17 protein-coding genes are annotated in these 16826 nt (G+C 34.0%); 12 read left to right on the forward strand and 5 right to left on the reverse strand.

Going from position 1 to position 16826, the window contains the following annotated elements:
* Positions 1–48: 48 nt before the first annotated feature.
* The 3 genes from FYC62_RS00180 to FYC62_RS00190 form a co-directional block, all read right to left on the reverse strand.
* A complete protein-coding gene (locus FYC62_RS00180) occupies positions 49–813 on the reverse strand; it encodes a LytR/AlgR family response regulator transcription factor (RefSeq protein WP_394348892.1) in 765 nt (254 codons plus the stop codon).
* Between the two features lie 111 nt (positions 814–924).
* Positions 925–2121: a multidrug effflux MFS transporter gene (locus FYC62_RS00185; RefSeq protein ID WP_149073495.1), complete on the reverse strand. Its 1197-nt coding sequence runs from the start codon at positions 2119–2121 to the stop codon at positions 925–927.
* Positions 2122–2186: 65 nt separating this feature from the next.
* A complete protein-coding gene (locus FYC62_RS00190; RefSeq protein ID WP_317131533.1) occupies positions 2187–2873 on the reverse strand; it encodes a DUF3891 family protein in 687 nt (228 codons plus the stop codon).
* Positions 2874–3107: 234 nt separating this feature from the next.
* Here FYC62_RS00190 and ald point away from each other — a divergent pair, with 234 nt between their 5' ends.
* From ald to FYC62_RS00215, 5 genes are all read left to right on the forward strand, one after another.
* The gene (gene ald / locus FYC62_RS00195) at positions 3108–4238 is read left to right on the forward strand and encodes an alanine dehydrogenase (protein WP_039454311.1); all 1131 of its coding nucleotides are present in this window, start codon (positions 3108–3110) and stop codon (positions 4236–4238) included.
* A 73-nt stretch (positions 4239–4311) separates the two neighbouring features.
* Positions 4312–4662 carry an arsenate reductase gene (locus tag FYC62_RS00200; protein WP_039454312.1) on the forward strand — a complete coding sequence of 117 codons (351 nt, stop codon included), beginning with the start codon at positions 4312–4314 and terminating at the stop codon, positions 4660–4662.
* Positions 4663–4772: 110 nt separating this feature from the next.
* Entirely contained in the window at positions 4773–5492 is a 720-nt protein-coding gene (locus tag FYC62_RS00205; RefSeq protein WP_149073496.1) for a hypothetical protein, read from the forward strand.
* Between the two features lie 99 nt (positions 5493–5591).
* A complete protein-coding gene (locus FYC62_RS00210; RefSeq protein WP_240534771.1) occupies positions 5592–8012 on the forward strand; it encodes an alpha/beta hydrolase family protein in 2421 nt (806 codons plus the stop codon).
* 144 nt (positions 8013–8156) lie between these two features.
* Positions 8157–8501: a zinc ribbon domain-containing protein YjdM gene (locus tag FYC62_RS00215; RefSeq protein WP_149073498.1), complete on the forward strand. Its 345-nt coding sequence runs from the start codon at positions 8157–8159 to the stop codon at positions 8499–8501.
* Positions 8502–8554: 53 nt separating this feature from the next.
* Here the strand turns inward: FYC62_RS00215 and FYC62_RS17740 are convergent, their stop codons facing one another.
* A complete protein-coding gene (locus FYC62_RS17740) occupies positions 8555–8677 on the reverse strand; it encodes a hypothetical protein (RefSeq protein WP_262713575.1) in 123 nt (40 codons plus the stop codon).
* Positions 8678–8906: 229 nt separating this feature from the next.
* On the opposite strand from FYC62_RS17740, the gene FYC62_RS00220 reads away from it, so the two are divergent.
* The 7 genes from FYC62_RS00220 to FYC62_RS00250 all read left to right on the forward strand — a co-directional run bounded on the left by FYC62_RS00220 (position 8907) and on the right by FYC62_RS00250 (position 16211).
* Complete coding sequence (locus FYC62_RS00220) at positions 8907–9863, forward strand: oxygenase MpaB family protein (RefSeq protein ID WP_149073499.1); 957 nt, start codon at positions 8907–8909, stop codon at positions 9861–9863.
* A 366-nt stretch (positions 9864–10229) separates the two neighbouring features.
* A complete protein-coding gene (gene rpsL, locus FYC62_RS00225; protein WP_026904284.1) occupies positions 10230–10643 on the forward strand; it encodes a 30S ribosomal protein S12 in 414 nt (137 codons plus the stop codon).
* A 19-nt stretch (positions 10644–10662) separates the two neighbouring features.
* Positions 10663–11130 carry a 30S ribosomal protein S7 gene (gene rpsG, locus FYC62_RS00230; protein ID WP_026904285.1) on the forward strand — a complete coding sequence of 156 codons (468 nt, stop codon included), beginning with the start codon at positions 10663–10665 and terminating at the stop codon, positions 11128–11130.
* Between the two features lie 88 nt (positions 11131–11218).
* Positions 11219–13327: an elongation factor G gene (gene fusA, locus FYC62_RS00235; protein ID WP_149073500.1), complete on the forward strand. Its 2109-nt coding sequence runs from the start codon at positions 11219–11221 to the stop codon at positions 13325–13327.
* A gap of 135 nt (positions 13328–13462) precedes the next feature.
* Positions 13463–13768: a 30S ribosomal protein S10 gene (gene rpsJ, locus FYC62_RS00240; protein WP_013633190.1), complete on the forward strand. Its 306-nt coding sequence runs from the start codon at positions 13463–13465 to the stop codon at positions 13766–13768.
* Positions 13769–13872: 104 nt separating this feature from the next.
* The gene (locus FYC62_RS00245) at positions 13873–14919 is read left to right on the forward strand and encodes a Fic family protein (RefSeq protein ID WP_149073501.1); all 1047 of its coding nucleotides are present in this window, start codon (positions 13873–13875) and stop codon (positions 14917–14919) included.
* A 29-nt stretch (positions 14920–14948) separates the two neighbouring features.
* Positions 14949–16211, forward strand: a complete 1263-nt coding sequence (locus FYC62_RS00250) for a prephenate dehydrogenase (protein WP_149073502.1) — start codon at positions 14949–14951, stop codon at positions 16209–16211.
* On the opposite strand, the gene FYC62_RS00255 is transcribed toward FYC62_RS00250, so the two are convergent.
* A complete protein-coding gene (locus FYC62_RS00255; protein WP_149073503.1) occupies positions 16197–16787 on the reverse strand; it encodes a coiled-coil domain-containing protein in 591 nt (196 codons plus the stop codon). The two genes, FYC62_RS00250 and FYC62_RS00255, sit on opposite strands and share 15 nt — an antisense overlap.
* Between the last annotated feature and the right edge of the window lie 39 nt (positions 16788–16826).

A 16826-nucleotide genomic window follows, 5' to 3' on the forward strand; every position in this document is an offset into this window, starting at 1 on the left:
AAATATTAGAACAGGCTTCTTTAACAGAAAAGAAGGAGTTTTCTATGATTACATCCCTAATGCAGCTCTTAATTTTGGATAACCATTTTTGCTTACGGGGAGTTTTTGGCCATTTCTAAGTAACACGATATGACTATCTTTTTCGTAGTTTTCTATTTTAGTAATTTGATCTAGCTTTACGATATAGGAGCGATGAATCCTAATAAATTCTTTTTCAGATAGGTTTTTCTCAAAAAAGCTCATGGTTTTATTTTTTAGAAAAGCGCCTTCTGGAGTATGTATGTTCACATAATCATCATCGGCTTCTAAATAGATAATATCATAAACAGGGAGGATTTTAATTTTACTACCTGTTTTAACTACAACACGTTCATTTTGTGCCGGGGTTAAAGAAGCTTCTTCTAAAACAGTTTTAAAATTTTGTGTTAGCTGTTCTGACAAGCATTTTGTTATGGCTTTATTAAAACGCTGTTGATCAAAAGGTTTTAGTAAATAATCTATGGCATTTGCCTCAAAAGCTTTGATGGCATATTCTTCAAAAGCAGTGGTGAAAATAACTTGAGGTTTTTGATCTAGCAGTTCAAGCATCTCAAAGCCAGTAATTTTAGGCATTTGTATGTCTAAGAAAATCAAATCAGGTTCATGTTCTTTGATGGCTTTTAAGCCCTCAAAACCATTATTGCATTCTTCTAAAACAGTAATGTTTGGATCCATTTGTTTAGCTAATAATGCCGAGCCTATAACGAGGAAGGCACCTCCAACAACTTGTTTGTTGTATCTTTTTTTATTGTTTTTTATTTCTTGATTTTCCATGTCTTTAATGATTATGGTTCAAAGATGTGATAGAAACCCTTAAGCACTCATATCTAAATGGGGAAACAGGGTGTTTTCTCGGTAAAAGGCAGTAAAAAATCGGTGAAAATTTTAGGCGTGATATTTCTTTGCTTGCCTTTGGCCAATATAAACCAAAGAAAAACTACAAATAATACAGAAGGCCATTACCCCTATCATAGGAAAGGCTGTACCATCATGTAAAAAACTTACAGCAAAGGATGCTAAAGCACTAAAAAGCATCTGGAAACACCCTAATAAAGCAGATGCTATACCCGCTTTTTTATCAAATGGCGCCATAGATAATGCTGAGGTATTGGGAGAAAAGAAACCTAAAGCCGACATGAATATCCATATCAAAATTAAAGTGCTGTAAACATTTAACAATTGTGCTGCTGATAATATAGCGAGTAATAAAACTGTAGTAAGTTGTACCCTACTTGAGTTTTTTATAATCATCCCTATAGGATATTTCTTAAGTAATTTACTGTTTAATTGGCTGGCACTTATTAAACCAATAGCATTTAATGCAAATAACCAGCCATATTGTTTTTCTGTAAAACCAAAAAGTTCAATAAAAACAAAGGTAGAACCCGCTATATAAGCAAACATAGCTGCTGATGCTATACCGCCAGCAAGAGCGTAGTAAATAAAGCGTGGTTCAGAAAAAGCAAACCAAAAATCTTCTAATACTGCTTTGGGTTTTAAAGACATGGTTTTATCTGCAGGTTTACTTTCTGGCAAATATTTATAGCACATGTAAATGGTGAAGACAGCTAATAGAATTAAAAAAATAAATATAGAGCGCCAGCCTAAACCGCTACTCATATAACCACCTAATGTAGGAGCAAGTATAGGCGATACGCCAATAACCAACATCAATAAAGAAAAAATTCTTGCGTTTTCACTTACCGGGAAAATATCCCTTACCATGGCTCTGGAAATAACCATGCCTGCACAACTTCCTAAAGCCTGAAAAAATCGCATCACAATTAAAGTATCGGCAGTGTTTGCAAAGGCACAAGCAATACAGGTAAGTAGGTATATAAATAGGCCTGTAAAAAGAGGAATTAATCTGCCAAACCTATCTATTAGAGGACCGTAAATAAGTTGGCCTAAAGAAATTCCAATAAAATAGCTGCTTAAAGATAGTTGTATATGCGGTACTGTAGTATTTAAATTATCTGCCATTACCGGGAAAGCCGGTAAATACATATCAATGCTAAACGGACCCACGGCAGATAAAATTCCAAGTGATAAAATGATATAGAACCTGTTTTTTTCTGCCATGGCTGCAAAAATAAAAGAATCAGGCTTAAGCCCGAGTATTATTTCTGCTATAAATATAGTGTCATTTAGATGATTTTAATATTGTGATAAAACCAAGGTTGCTTGGTAAAGGCTGTTAGTAGACCTTCGTTTTGAATGTTTTCTTTAAGTATTTTTTTGAAAGTGATTTTTATCTCAAAAGGCTTTTCAAACAAATTGCTATTAAACTTAATGATGTTTTTATCCTGATAATTAGCAATAATCCTTTGCTCTCCATTATCATGAAAAAATTCGGAGTTATTAAAGCCATCTTTAAAAAGCGGATGCTCGTTTTTCTTATCTACACCAGGGTTATTCATGCAGGCGTATAAAGATAAGTCATCACAAAGCTGTAATACCTTTAACTGGTAATTTAAATAAGTAGATGTTTGTATTTTTAAGCGTTGTATTAAATGTTTTTGCCTTAAAGTTTCTCTTTCATAAAAAGATATACCATACTCGGTTTCAGAATTTGCAAAAAAGCTACTGTAGTGCATGCTGCAAATTAAAGCGGCATAAGAATTTGCTTGGTCTACTTGCTCAATTCCAAGTTTGTAAAAGTGTAGTTTTATGTTCTCAGGATACGCTATAAAATCAAAAGGTTTTTGAAGCTTATCGTTCCAAATTGGCTCAGAGTCTGGAATAATCCAAGCCCTATCATGTTGGTAAATAGCAAATTTTAACGATTCAAAATGTTCTGTAGGTATAAACTCTTTCTTTAAGTTTACAAAAATTCTCCTGAGATAGTAGCATGTTCATGCTGCGTTATAAAAATAAATGAATCTTTCGTTTCCCTCGTAATCATAGATATAATAAAATCCAAAATTACACTTTCTTTAAAATTTAAAAAATTATAATTTGAACAATATTCATGCATTTTAAAAAAATTACAATCAAATAAAAATAAGTTCAAATAAATAGCTATTTTGTTAATGATTTTTTATTTATTTGTTTAAAACTTTGACAAAATGATTATAGGAGTGCCTCGCGAAATTAAAAATAATGAAAATAGAGTAGGTATTACGCCCGCTGGTGTGCATGAATTAGTGAAAAGAGGGCATGAAGTTTTAATAGAAACTCATTCTGGCGCAGCAAGTGGCTTTAGAAATGACGACTATGAAGAAGCTGGCGCTCAAATTATTTTAACAGGAGATGAGGTTTGGGGTAGGGCAGATATGATTGTTAAAGTTAAAGAACCTGAAGAACGCGAGTATAAACTTGCCAGAAAAGATCAATTGATTTTTTGTTTCTTTCATTTTTCTTCACATAGAAAGCTTACATATGCCATGATGGATAGTGGGGCTGTATGTTTAGCTTACGAAACGGTAGAATGTACAGATAAATCTTTACCTATTTTGGTGCCTATGTCTGAAGTTGCTGGCAGAATGGCTATTCAACAAGGTGCAAGATATTTAGAGAAACCAGTAATGGGCAGAGGAGTACTTTTAGGTGGCGTACCGGGTGTAACACCAGGGAAAGTTTTAATTATTGGTGCCGGTGTGGTTGGTGTGCAAGCTGCTAAAATGGCTTCCGGTTTAGGCGCTCATGTAACCATAGTTGATACCAATATAGAGCGATTAAGATATGTGAATGATATTCTACCGCCTCATGTAGTTACCATGTTTAGTAGCGAATATAACATCAGAAAGTTAATCACAAATCATGATTTAATAGTTGGTGCAGTTTTAGTTGCCGGAGCAAAATGCCCTACCGTTATTACCAGAGATATGCTAAAGCTCATGAGGCCAGGAACTGTTATCGTAGATGTGTCTGTAGACCAAGGTGGATGTATTGAGACTTGTAAGCCTACTACTCATGAAAATCCAACATATATTGTTGATGGTATTTTACATTATTGCGTAACCAATATGCCGGGCGCTGTACCTTATACTTCAACCATAGCACTCACTAATAGTACATTCCCTTATATTTTGCAACTTGCAGATAAAGGTTGGAAAAAAGCTTGTTTAGATAATTATGAACTGCTTAAAGGATTAAATATCATTAGCGGAGAAGTAGTTTATCGTGAAGTTGCAGCCACTTTTGATTTACATTATAAACCTGTACATCAATTTCTAGATACCAAAGAAGAGTATTGATAAATCTAGATCAATAACAAATTTCAATATCAGCTGTTAAATATTTAGCTTCGTAAGTTTAGTTAAATATAATATGAGCGTTAAAGTATTTGGTATACCTAACTGTGGGTCTGTAAAAAAAGCAAGAACATGGTTAGAAGAAAATAAGGTTGAAGTAAATTTCCATGATTTTAAAAAGCTTGGTATAGATGAAGAACATCTAACTAAATGGTGTAATGCCTTAGGCTGGGAAAAAGTAGTCAATAAAAAAGGTTTAACTTGGCGTGGATTAGACGAAAAAGTTAAAGAAGCTGTAAAAGACCAACACACTGCCGTACAGCTGATGTTGAATCATACCAGTGTAATCAAAAGACCAGTTATAGAAACTTCCAAAGCCATAATTATTGGTTACGACGAAGCAGAACTTAATAAATTGTTTTCTTAAGGAAGCGTTAAATAATGTTAATAAGTTGTTTTCTAAGGTTTATTAACAGATTTTTGACATTGTAGGATACAAAATGGTTGTTAATTTGTTAATACAATTAAACATAATTTATGAAAGGCTTCTGGTTAATTTTGTTTCTTATAGCACCTGGGTTTTTATGCGCACAAAGCATATTAACCGGTACCGCTTATGATGCCGATACAAGAAGTAAGTTAAAATTGGTTTTTGTTAATAATCTTACCCAAAGAGAAGTAGACCACAGCGGACAAAAAGGTGATTTTAAAGTTAAAGCCGAGATTGGAGATTTAGTTGTTTTCTCTTGCCCAGGCTACCAAAGTGATACCTTAATTGTTGAAAATTTAGAACCTCGTATTGTTTTGTTAAGAACTAGGATGATTGTTTTAAATGAAGTTATTGTATCTGCTCAAGCTAATAAAACCGATGCTCAAATTAGAGCCGCTTATTCTGCTGCTTATTCTGCCGCCAATACTACTATTTTAACCAAAGATGGCGGTTTGAGTTTATATAATGCTTTTAGTAAGCAATCTCAACAAAAAAGAGAATTTCAAAAGTTTATGGATACCGAACTTAATGAACGTTTAATAGATAGACGTTTTAACAGAGAATTGGTAACAGAACTTACTAAAGTGCGGGGGCAACTTCTAGAAGATTTTATGTCTTATTTTAGGCCAACTTATTCAGAGATAAAAGAAATGAGCGATGTAGAATTAAGAACTTATATCATTAAATCTTACAATGAATACATCAAATTACCAGCAGAAATGAGAATATATCCTCCTTTACCAAAAACATCATTTGGGGATTTTTAAACTCTTATTAAAGTTCTTTATGTTGGATGTAAATACTGTGTTACTTGAAAGATAGCTCTTTAATTTCATGCATATTTGATAAACACAAAAAATAGCATGATGAAAAAATTAGTTCTATTTTCCTTCTTTTTAACTTTTAACTTTATATCTGGTACTGTTCTGGCTCAAGATGATATTAGTTATCAAGTACCAGTAAAAGAAATTGCTGATTTACTACTAGCAAAGCCTACACCTTCAGTAAGTATAGATGACCAAGCAAGCTGGTTACTTTTAAGTGATCGTAATTCTTATCCTTCTGTAGAAGAATTAGCTCTTCCTGAGTATAGGATTGCAGGTTTAAGGATTAATCCTAAAAATTATGCTCCAAGTAGGCAAGTTTTTATAAATAATTTCAGTTTAAAAAGCTTAAAATCTCAGCAAATTTTTCAAGTAAAGGGTCTTCCAACTCCAATGTTTGCTTCCAATATTAATTGGAACCCATCAGAAAATAAAATTGCTTTTACCAATACATCTAGTTCTGGTGTAGATCTTTACGTTATTGATATTGCTACTCAAACTGCAAAAAAAATTAATAAGTCTTATCTTAATACAGTTCTTGGGGCAGGTATTATTTGGCTTAATGATCAAACCTTAGTTTACAGAGTAATAACAAAACCAGCTTTGGCTGCACCAGTAAAACCTTTAAAGCCAAAAGGACCTACAATTCAAATTAATTTGGGTAAAACAGCACCTAGTGCAACCTTTCAAGATTTAATAAAATCTCCTTACGATGAAAGTTTATTTGAGTTTTTCGCAACTTCTCAATTGGTTAAAAATACTAATGGTTTAGAAACTAAAATTGGTAAGCCCGCAATTTATAGTAGTGTTTCTTTATCTCCTGACAGAAAATACTTCCTAACCAGTACAATAGAAAAACCCTTTTCTTATTTAGTATCTGCTTATGGTTTTCCTTCAACTGTTAGTATTACAGATTTAGCAGGTAAAACAGTAAAAGTGTTAGCAAATTTACCATCAAGAGAAGGAACTCCATCTGGTTATGATAATTTGCAGGATGTTCCTAGGGGTTTTGATTGGCGTGATGATGAGGCGGCTACAATAATATGGGCTAAGCCTTTAGATGGAGGATTAATTAAAGCTGATGTGCCCTTTCATGATGCAGTTTATTCATTAAGTTCCCCTTTTATCGGTACAGAAAAAGAATTATTTAAAACTGAAACGCGTTTCCGTGGAGTGCAATGGGGAAATTCAGATTTGGCATTGGTTTATGAAGGTTTAAGAAGTAAACAAACTACAAAAGTGAGTTTATATAATCCTACTACAAAAAAAGTTGAATTGTTGTACTCTCGTAATCAAACAGATGCTTATAACGATCCCGGAAATCCAATAACAGCTAAAAATAAATATGGAAGAAATGTTATTATTACTGTAGATAATGGCAAAAAATTATTACTTAACAATACTACAGGGGCTTCGCCAAAAGGCGATATGCCTTTTCTAGCTAAGTTTGATTTAACGACGAAGAAAAATGAGATTATTTGGAGAAGTGCAGAAGGTACTTTTGAATATGTGACTAGTGTGATAAATCCAGAGAAATTAATAATAGTAACTCGTAAAGAGAGTCAGAAGATGGCCCCAAACTATTATCTTAAAAACTTTAGTTCTCCAGAGAATGATATTGTATTAACAGATTTTAAGAATCCATATCCATCTTTAGAAGGTGTTAAAAAGGAAAAAATATCTTACAAAAGAGCAGATGGGATAGATTTAACTGGAGATTTGTATCTGCCTAAAGGATATGATAAAGTTAAGGATGGACCTCTACCTACTATAATTTGGGCATATCCACGCGAATTTAATTCTGCTGCAGATGCAGCTCAGATTAGAGGTTCTGAAAATAGGTTTACTACCATTAGTTGGGCTTCACCCATATTTTGGGCTACAAGAGGTTACGCAGTTTTAGATAATGCAGAAATGCCAATTGTTGCCAAAGGCGATCAAAAACCTAACGATACTTTTGTCCAACAACTTACATTAAATGCAGAGGCTGCAATTAATAAATTAGTTGATTTAGGTGTGGGCGATAGAAATAGAATGGCAGTTGGAGGGCATAGCTATGGCGCTTTTATGACAGCAAATTTATTGGCTCATACTAAATTATTTGCAGCTGGTATCGCTAGGAGTGGAGCATATAATCGTACTTTAACACCTTTTGGCTTCCAAAATGAAGAGCGTACCTATTGGCAAGTTCCTAAATTGTATTATGAGATGAGTCCGTTTAGTTATGCCGATAAGATTAAAACACCAATACTTTTGATACACGGAGATAGTGATGATAACCCAGGGACTTTTCCAATAAATAGCGAGCGTTTATTTAACGCTATTAAAGGTGCCGGCGGAACAGTGAAATTTGTTTTCTTACCTTATGAAGCACACAGCTACAGAGGTCGGGAAAATATTTTGCATATGCTTTATGAGCAAGATCAATGGTTAGAAAATTATGTGAAAAATAAAGCTAAATAAGATTGTAATGCTTTAATTGCTAAAGTATAAAAATTAGATTTACACAATAGATTGGGGCTGGTTTTAGAAAAATCAGCCCCTGTTTTTTTTACTGAATTACAGGAAACCCTTTATTATTTTATCTTTGCGTCTTTAATTTAATTGATGAGCAATAACAATAACTGTCCACAATGTGGGTCTGAATTTACCTATCCAGAACAAGATCATATGGTTTGTTCTCAGTGTTTCAACGAATGGATACCAAAGGAGGAGGAAGAAATGGAAACTAACGTTACAGATAAAGTATTAGATGCAAATGGGAATGAGTTAATTGATGGAGATACGGTTATTTTAATAAAAGACCTCCCTGTAAAAGGTTCTCCTAAACCTATGAAAATTGGCACTAAAGTGAAGAATATTCGCCTTACCGCTGGCGATCATAACATTTCTTGTAAGGTAGATGGTTTTGGAGCTATGTATTTAAAATCAGAGTTTGTAAAGAAGGCTTAGGTAATTTCAACAAGGTTTGGCTTTTTATGAGCCAAACCTTGTTATAAATGGTGTTATTTTTTCTTTTTAGAGCTGCCCAATTCTTTAGCAGCTTCACTTTTTTGTTCTTTACTAGTTTTTGGGTCTTTTAACTCTTTAGAAGCCTTGCTCTTTGAGTTGTTTTTTGATGTAGGCATATTTTTCAGTTTTAAATAAATGTAAATAAGACTTTACAACAAGTTTGCCAAAAGAATAGGATTTTATAGTGTTAGCCTTTAATGATTATAGAGCACTCCAATAAAAACCGATCCCTATCCTTTATTAATACGAACTGGTTTAAATATCTTAAGTACATCTTTTTATTTAGGGTTTATCCAAACAATTTTTAAACATTTTTAATTGTCATTTTGATAATCAATTTCTTTAATGATGTTAGATTTAAATAAGTTTAGACAAGTAGGGGACCCACTTGCAGATGATTTTATTGCAGGCTATTTTTCTAATACAGACAATAAAAAGAAATTAGATTTAGCATTAGCCAAATTAAAAACCAATGTCAATTGGCCTAAATTTTTAACTGAAATACCCGAAGCTGCATTTTTTGATGAAGAATTAAAAAGAATTGGATTTGTAAACTTGAAAGTAAGAAAAGATGCTTTAGCGTTTTACAGGAGTAAATCAACCTACATTCTCCAGCTTTTAGGCTTATTATCTTTACCTTACTGTTACGCTGCTGCTGATGGCGCCATGGTTCTTTACCAAACAGAAAGAATGTATAAGGATGTAGCCAAGAGATTAGAAGAAACAGGAATGTTTGTAGCTTCTATGATGAACCCAAAAGGCTTTGATGAAGCTGGTGATGCTAAAGTTCAGCTCTTTAAGGTAAGGATTATGCATGCTGCTGGTAGATATTATATTTTAAAAGGGAATTGGGATGATAATTTAGGCTTGCCAGTGAATCAAGAAGATTTAGCTGGAACCAACCTTTCTTTTTCTTTGATTATAATTAGAGGATTAAGAAAAATGGGTTTTACTATTTCTTATCAGGAACAAATGGCTTATATTAATTATTGGAGTTGGATTGGAGCTGTTTTAGGGCTCACACCAGAGCTATTACCCCAAAATGGAAAACAAGCTTTAGATTTAGAAAAGGCAATTAGTAGCAGGCATTTTAAACCATCAATTGCTGGAAAACAATTGACTAAATCTTTACTCGACTGTTTTTACAGTTTAAATGATGAGAAACAAATCAAAAATATAGAAATAGCTGGTTTTATGCGGTTTTTATTAGGAGATGAGGTTTCGGATATATTGGATATTCCTAAACAGAAATTCCCGGTTTCTAAACAGTTATTGTTAAAATTGAAAGCAACGGTTTCTTAAATAAAACTATTTTAATTATAAGGCCGGGAAAGAGGAAACTCTGTTTTATGTATCAATTGTGGCCACCTAAACCCGATTGAAGCATTTGTTTGAGCTCTTTAGCAATTGATAAATTGCTAAAAGCGAGTGCGGAAAGCGGGACTACCTTTAATAGTAATACTAAATAAGCTTTTCTAATTGTTAATACATCCTCGGCGTTTAAATCAGACTTCCGACATCGGTCATGGGACATTTAAACTTTTTTCACTCAAACTATTGAATATCAAAAAATAAAAACCTACTTTTGCAGTCCTTTTAAATGGGTGTGTTATGTCATGTTCAAATTTAAGGGTAGTTAAAAGAAATTTTTAAACATAAATTCATTAAATGCCAACCATTCAACAATTAGTTAGGAAAGGTAGAGTAGCTCTGGAGGATAAGAGTAAATCCCCAGCGTTGGACAGCTGTCCACAGCGAAGAGGAGTATGTACCCGTGTATATACAACTACCCCTAAAAAACCAAACTCTGCAATGCGTAAAGTTGCCCGTGTACGTTTAACCAATGGTAAAGAGGTTAATGCTTACATCCCGGGTGAAGGCCATAACTTACAAGAGCACTCAATTGTGTTAGTAAGAGGTGGAAGAGTAAAAGATTTACCAGGTGTTCGTTATCACATCGTTCGTGGTGCTTTAGATACTGCAGGTGTTGCAGGTCGTAATCAGCGTCGTTCTAAATATGGTACTAAGAGACCAAAACCAGGACAAGCAGCAGCAGCTCCAGCAAAAGGTAAAAAGAAATAATTAAACGGAGGAAAAGAACATGAGAAAGTCGAAACCAAAAAAGAGAATTATTCTTCCTGATCCAAAGTTTAACGACGTTATGGTTACCAGGTTTGTGAATAATATGATGTACGATGGAAAAAAATCTATCGCTTACGATATATTTTATAAAGCTATTGATTTAGTTGAGTCTAAAACTAGTGAAAACGGTTTAGAGCAATGGAAAAAAGCTTTAAATAATGTAATGCCAGGAGTAGAGGTTAAATCACGCCGTGTGGGTGGTGCTAACTTCCAGGTACCTACAGAAGTTCGTCCTGAGCGTAAAATTGCTTTAGGTATGAAATGGTTAATTAGCTATTCAAGAAAACGTGGTGAAAAAACCATGATGGAAAAATTAGCTGGTGAAATTATTTCTGCTGCTAAAGGTGAAGGTGCTGCAGTGAAGAAAAAAGAAGATACACATAAAATGGCAGAAGCTAACAAGGCCTTCTCTCATTTCAGATTCTAAATTTTAAATGATAGAATGAGGGATTGATTGACTGGAGGAATATATTATTCAATCATTCATTCAATCCTTCAATCATTAATAACATAAGATGTCAAGAGATTTAAAATTCACAAGAAACATTGGAATTGCTGCTCACATTGATGCTGGTAAAACTACCACAACAGAGCGTATTCTATATTATGCAGGTGTGAACCACAAGATTGGTGAGGTACACGACGGTGCATCTACTATGGACTGGATGGTTCAAGAGGCTGAAAGAGGTATAACAATCACTTCTGCTGCAACAACTGTAAACTGGAAATACAGAGGAGATAACTACCATATCAATATTATTGATACCCCGGGTCACGTTGACTTTACCGTAGAGGTAAACCGTTCTTTACGTGTTTTGGATGGTTTAGTTTTCTTGTTTTCTGCTGTTGATGGCGTTGAGCCTCAATCTGAAACTAACTGGCGTTTAGCTAACAACTATAGCGTATCACGTATCGGTTTTGTTAACAAAATGGATAGAGCTGGTGCCGATTTCTTAAAAGTTGTTAAGCAAGTAAAGGATATGTTAGGTTCTAACGCTATTCCTTTGCAAATTCCTATTGGCGCAGAAGATTCTTTCAAAGGTGTGGTAGATTTAATTAACTGGAGAGGTATTGTTTGGAATGAAGCTGATAAAGGTATGACTTTTACAGAAGTTCCAATTCCTGATGATTTAGTTGAGGAAGCAACCGAGTGGAGAGAGAAATTATTAGAAGCTGTTGCTGAATATGATGAGTCTTTAATGGAGAAATTCTTTGATGACCCGTCTAGCATTACAGAGCGTGAAATTTTAGACGCTTTACGTAAGGCAGTATTAGATGCGAGAATTGTACCTATGGTTTGTGGTTCATCTTTCAAAAACAAAGGTGTACAAACCATGCTTGATTACGTGATGGAATTATTGCCTTCACCACTAGATCAAGAAGGTATTAATGGAACTAACCCTAACACTGGCGAAGAAGTAATTCGTAAACCAGATATTAAAGAGCCTTTTTCTGCCCTAGCATTTAAAATTGCAACCGATCCTTTTGTGGGTCGCTTATGCTTTATCCGTGTTTATTCGGGTAATCTTGAGGCTGGTTCTTACGTTTACAATGCTCGTTCAGAAAATAAAGAGCGTATTTCTCGTATTTTCCAAATGCATGCAAACAAGCAAAACCCTATTCCTAATGTTGGAGCTGGTGATATTGCTGCTGTTGTTGGTTTTAAAGATATTAAAACCGGAGACACGCTTTGTGACGAGAAAAACCCTATCGTTTTAGAGTCAATGAATTTCCCTGATCCAGTTATCGGATTAGCCATTGAGCCAAAAACTCAAGCTGATGTTGATAAATTAGGTATGGCTTTAGGTAAATTAGCTGAGGAAGATCCTACTTTCCGCGTTCATACTGATGAAGATTCAGGACAAACCATTATCCAAGGTATGGGTGAGCTTCACTTAGATATCTTAATGGACCGTTTAAAACGTGAGTTTAAAGTAGAGGTTAACCAAGGTGCGCCACAAGTAGCTTACAAAGAAGCTATTACTGGTACTGTTCAACACCGTGAAACTTACAAAAAACAAACTGGTGGTCGTGGTAAATTTGCTGATATCCAGATTGTTATTTCTCCTGCTGATGATGAAACTAAAATAGGTCTTCAGTTTGAGAACGAGATATCTGGTGGTTCTATTCCTCGTGAATTTATCCCATCTGTACAAAAAGGATTTGAAGCTTCTTTACCAAATGGTGTGCTAGCAGGTTTCCCTGTAACTTCAATGAAAGTTCGTTTAATTGATGGATCTTTCCACCCAGTGGATTCAGATGCATTATCATTCGAATTAGCAGCTCGTAACGCTTTCCGCGAGGCACTTCCAAAATGTAAACCAGTATTAATGGAGCCAATCATGAAAATTGAGGTATTAACTCCAGAAGAGAACATGGGTGACGTAATGGGAGACTTAAACCGTCGTCGTGGTCAGTTACAAGGTATGGATACAAGAGCTGGTGCTCAAGTTATCAAAGCCTTAGTGCCACTTTCTGAGATGTTTGGTTATGTTACGCAATTACGTACAATTACTTCTGGTAGAGCAACTTCTACGATGGAATTTGATCATTATGAGCCAGCTCCAAGAAACGTACAAGAAGAAGTAGTAGCTAAAGCTAAAGGTGCTAAATCAAACGCATAAATGTAAGATTACACAGATTATATAGATTGCACCCATTAATAATATCTGTGTAATCATTTAAATCTGTGTAATTACTTAAAATAAACCCGTTTCTCGTTACAAATAGCTCTAACGAAGAAGCAAAAAACAAACAAAATGAGCCAAAGAATTAGAATTAAATTAAAATCTTACGATTACAATTTGGTAGATAAGTCTGCTGAGAAAATCGTTAAAACTGTTAAGCCTACGGGTGCAGTAGTTAGTGGTCCAATTCCTCTTCCAACTGAGAAGAAAATTTACACTGTATTACGTTCTCCACACGTTAACAAAAAAGCAAGAGAGCAATTTCAATTATGCTCTTACAAAAGATTATTAGATATCTATAGCGCTTCGGCAAAAACTGTAGATGCTTTAATGAAACTGGAATTACCTTCAGGTGTTGAAGTAGAAATTAAAGTCTGATAGTCCAAATACATTGATTTTAAAGCCCTTTCCTTTCATTAGGAATGGGCTTTTTTTTATCTTAAAATAATGCCTATATTTGTCATGACTAATTTTGTCATCATATGAATATTCTTATTAAAACAGCTAGAATTAATAAAGGCCTAAAAGTTAGAGAACTTGCTCAGTTACTCAAGATAGACTCTTCTTTAGTAAGTAAATTTGAGTCTGGAATAAGAAAACCTACCAGAGATCAAGTTATTCAAATAGCACAAATACTAGATTTAGATGCACATGAATTACTCATAGATTGGTTAAGCGAGCAAGTTGTTGACCAAGTAGGCTATGGTAATTTTGCATTGGAAGTTCTTTCTCTTGCTGAGGAGAAGATAAGATATTATAAAAAAAGCGAATTAATAGTCTTAAATAAGCTAACTGATATTTTAGCGGAAATTGATGAGTTAAAGCAAAAGTTGTCACATCATAGGGCTTTAGAAAGTTTTAAAATTATTGAAGCCTTAGAGTTAGAATATACTTTTGAAAGTAATAGGATAGAAGGAAATACGCTTACGCTTAAAGAAACAGATTTGGTAATTAATGAGGGGATTACTATTTCTGGAAAAAGTATGCGAGAACATTTAGAAGCTATAAATCATCAAGAGGCTTTAGATTATCTTAAAGATTTAGTAAATAAGAATAATGATTTTTCAGAAAGGGATTTATTATTATTGCATTCGCTTATCCTTAAAGGTATAGATTCTAAGTATGCAGGTATATATAGGGATGTACAAGTTATGATAAGCGGGAGTAGACATTTGCCTCCACAACCATATTTAATAAAGAAGCAAATGGAGGATTTATTTTTTTGGTATCAGGCTAATAAAAAAGAACTCCATCCTGTTGTTTTGGCTGCAGAATTATCTGAAAGATTAGTCACCATTCATCCTTTTTTGGATGGTAATGGCAGAACTTCAAGGCTTATCATGAATCTTATTTTATTAAAGAATGGCTATATAATTGCCAATATTAAAGGCGATGCAGAAACCCGTATGAAATATTATGAAGCTTTAGAAAATGCTCAAGTAGATAATCAAAAGGAAGGTTTCCATCTTTTTATAGCCCAAGTAGAGTTAGAGGCTATGAAAAGATATTGCTCAATTTTAGGGGTCTAAAATCTATATCTTTTAATATCTTAGCAACGATGAATATAGGATTAATAGGTCTTGGCGATATGGGTAAGCTATATGCAAAGAAATTTGCAGCAGCAGGGCTTTCTGTTTTTGGGTGTGATTTACCTGACCGTACTCTAGAACTGCAAGAAGAATTAGATCCTTTGGGTATCATAGTTCTGAATAATGGTTTAGAAGTATCAGCAAAATGCGATTTTATTTTTTACGCTGTTGAAGCAGAGAAGATTAAAGAAGTTGTAGCTGCTTGTGCTTTTTCTACAAAAAAAGGAGCTATCGTAACAGGTATGACATCGGTTAAAACTCCTGAAGTTGAAGCCTTTGAGTGTTATTTATCTAAAGATATTGAATTAATTATCACCCATTCTTTACATGGCCCAGGGTTTAGTACTAAAGGTCAAAAATTAATTGTTGCGCCACATCGCATATCTGCAGAGTCTTATGCCAAGGCTATGCAAGTTTTACAACTTCTAGAGTCTGAAATTATTGAGCTTGATGATTATCATCAACATGACCAAATCATGGCTGATACACAAGCGGTAACGCACATGGGGTTTGAAAGTATGGGGACGGCATGGAAAAATGCTGGTACTTATCCGTGGGAAAGTGGTGCTTATGTTTCTGGGATAGATAATGTTAAAATCTTAACTACCTTAAGAATCTTTAGTTATAAGGCACATATATACGCTGGTTTGGCCATATTAAATCCTTATGCAACGGCTCAAATTATTGCTTACGCTCAATCGGAATCAATTTTATTTAAAATGATGATTCAAGAGGATGAGGCTAATTTTAGAGAAAGAATTTATAAGGCAAGGGATTTTGTTTTTCATGAACAAGCAAATCTTATTTTGTTTGATGATGATATTATGCAAGAATTTAGTATAGGCGATAATCAGGAACTAGCTAAACATAATTCTCATCTTAGCTTACTTGCTATGGTTGATGCTTGGCATCAATTAGGAATTAATCCTTATGATAACATGATATGCCAAACACCTCCTTTTAAGCTCAGACTAGGAATTGTAGAGTATCTTTTCAAGAATGAGACTTTATTAGAAGACACTATTAAAACAGCTTTATACGATAAGAGTATAAGAGGAGATGATTTAGAATTTCATACCGCAGTTAGAGAATGGGCCTCTCTTATTAGATATAAAGACATGGAAGGTTATAAAACTCACTTTAAAGAAGCTAAAGACTTTTTTGAGCCCCTTCTAGAAAAGGGTCGTATACAAAGTGCAGAATTAATTAAGCGTTTATCAACGTCTAAATAACTCGTCTAATTTGTTCCTTTCGTCTTGTAAAGCTCTGGCAAGTTTTTTCTCGTTATCATTGGCTTTTGCTTTGTAGTTTTTAAACTCTTCGTTTAAATCGTTAAAAAGCTTTGTTCTATAGAGTGCCTCATTTCTGAAGCTTTTTGTTCTAAATATCAAGAAAGCAGATAAGCTTGCTAAAAGGATAATTAAGCCCCACATAGTAGATTGATAGCTAGCTTTAGAAAGTGGTATAAAACCTAAAAGTAATATTTCATCTTTAGTATTTAACGCTGTAGACAAGCTATTGTCTTTTTCAGATAAAAGCTTTTGAAGTTGATTTATTTCTGATTGTTGTTTCTTAAGCTGGCTTTGAGCTTGGTTTAGCTTAGCCTGTTTAGACTGTAAAGAGTCGGTTGTATTTTTCCATAAATTTTTAATCTGATTTTGATTAATAACCTTGTATTCTTGATAATTATTGGCTTTTTCTACAACATTTTGGTATTGGGTATTTAGGCTGGTTTGCGCTTTCGATGAATTTATTGTTCCAATCGTCAGAAGCGTAATACTTGTAAATAGATAGGGTTTAATTTTCATTTGTATTAGGAATTTGTTCCCAATAAAACAGTGAAAATG

Origin of the sequence: Pedobacter aquae (assembly GCF_008195825.1) — a bacterium.
In the GTDB taxonomy this organism is placed as follows: domain Bacteria; phylum Bacteroidota; class Bacteroidia; order Sphingobacteriales; family Sphingobacteriaceae; genus Pseudopedobacter; species Pseudopedobacter aquae.

Bases quoted from the DNA above. Each gene is read 5' to 3' on its own strand.
- FYC62_RS00180 (WP_394348892.1), bottom strand. From the start codon at position 813: ATGGAAAATCAAGAAATAAAAAACAATAAAAAAAGATACAACAAACAA.
- FYC62_RS00185 (WP_149073495.1), bottom strand. From the start codon at position 2,121: ATGGCAGAAAAAAACAGGTTCTATATCATTTTATCACTTGGAATTTTA.
- ald (WP_039454311.1), top strand. From the start codon at position 3,108: ATGATTATAGGAGTGCCTCGCGAAATTAAAAATAATGAAAATAGAGTA.
- FYC62_RS00200 (WP_039454312.1), top strand. From the start codon at position 4,312: ATGAGCGTTAAAGTATTTGGTATACCTAACTGTGGGTCTGTAAAAAAA.
- FYC62_RS00205 (WP_149073496.1), top strand. From the start codon at position 4,773: ATGAAAGGCTTCTGGTTAATTTTGTTTCTTATAGCACCTGGGTTTTTA.
- FYC62_RS00210 (WP_240534771.1), top strand. From the start codon at position 5,592: ATGAAAAAATTAGTTCTATTTTCCTTCTTTTTAACTTTTAACTTTATA.
- FYC62_RS00215 (WP_149073498.1), top strand. From the start codon at position 8,157: ATGAGCAATAACAATAACTGTCCACAATGTGGGTCTGAATTTACCTAT.
- FYC62_RS17740 (WP_262713575.1), bottom strand. From the start codon at position 8,677: ATGCCTACATCAAAAAACAACTCAAAGAGCAAGGCTTCTAAAGAGTTA.
- FYC62_RS00220 (WP_149073499.1), top strand. From the start codon at position 8,907: ATGATGTTAGATTTAAATAAGTTTAGACAAGTAGGGGACCCACTTGCA.
- rpsL (WP_026904284.1), top strand. From the start codon at position 10,230: ATGCCAACCATTCAACAATTAGTTAGGAAAGGTAGAGTAGCTCTGGAG.
- rpsG (WP_026904285.1), top strand. From the start codon at position 10,663: ATGAGAAAGTCGAAACCAAAAAAGAGAATTATTCTTCCTGATCCAAAG.
- fusA (WP_149073500.1), top strand. From the start codon at position 11,219: ATGTCAAGAGATTTAAAATTCACAAGAAACATTGGAATTGCTGCTCAC.
- rpsJ (WP_013633190.1), top strand. From the start codon at position 13,463: ATGAGCCAAAGAATTAGAATTAAATTAAAATCTTACGATTACAATTTG.
- FYC62_RS00245 (WP_149073501.1), top strand. From the start codon at position 13,873: ATGAATATTCTTATTAAAACAGCTAGAATTAATAAAGGCCTAAAAGTT.
- FYC62_RS00250 (WP_149073502.1), top strand. From the start codon at position 14,949: ATGAATATAGGATTAATAGGTCTTGGCGATATGGGTAAGCTATATGCA.
- FYC62_RS00255 (WP_149073503.1), bottom strand. From the start codon at position 16,787: ATGAAAATTAAACCCTATCTATTTACAAGTATTACGCTTCTGACGATT.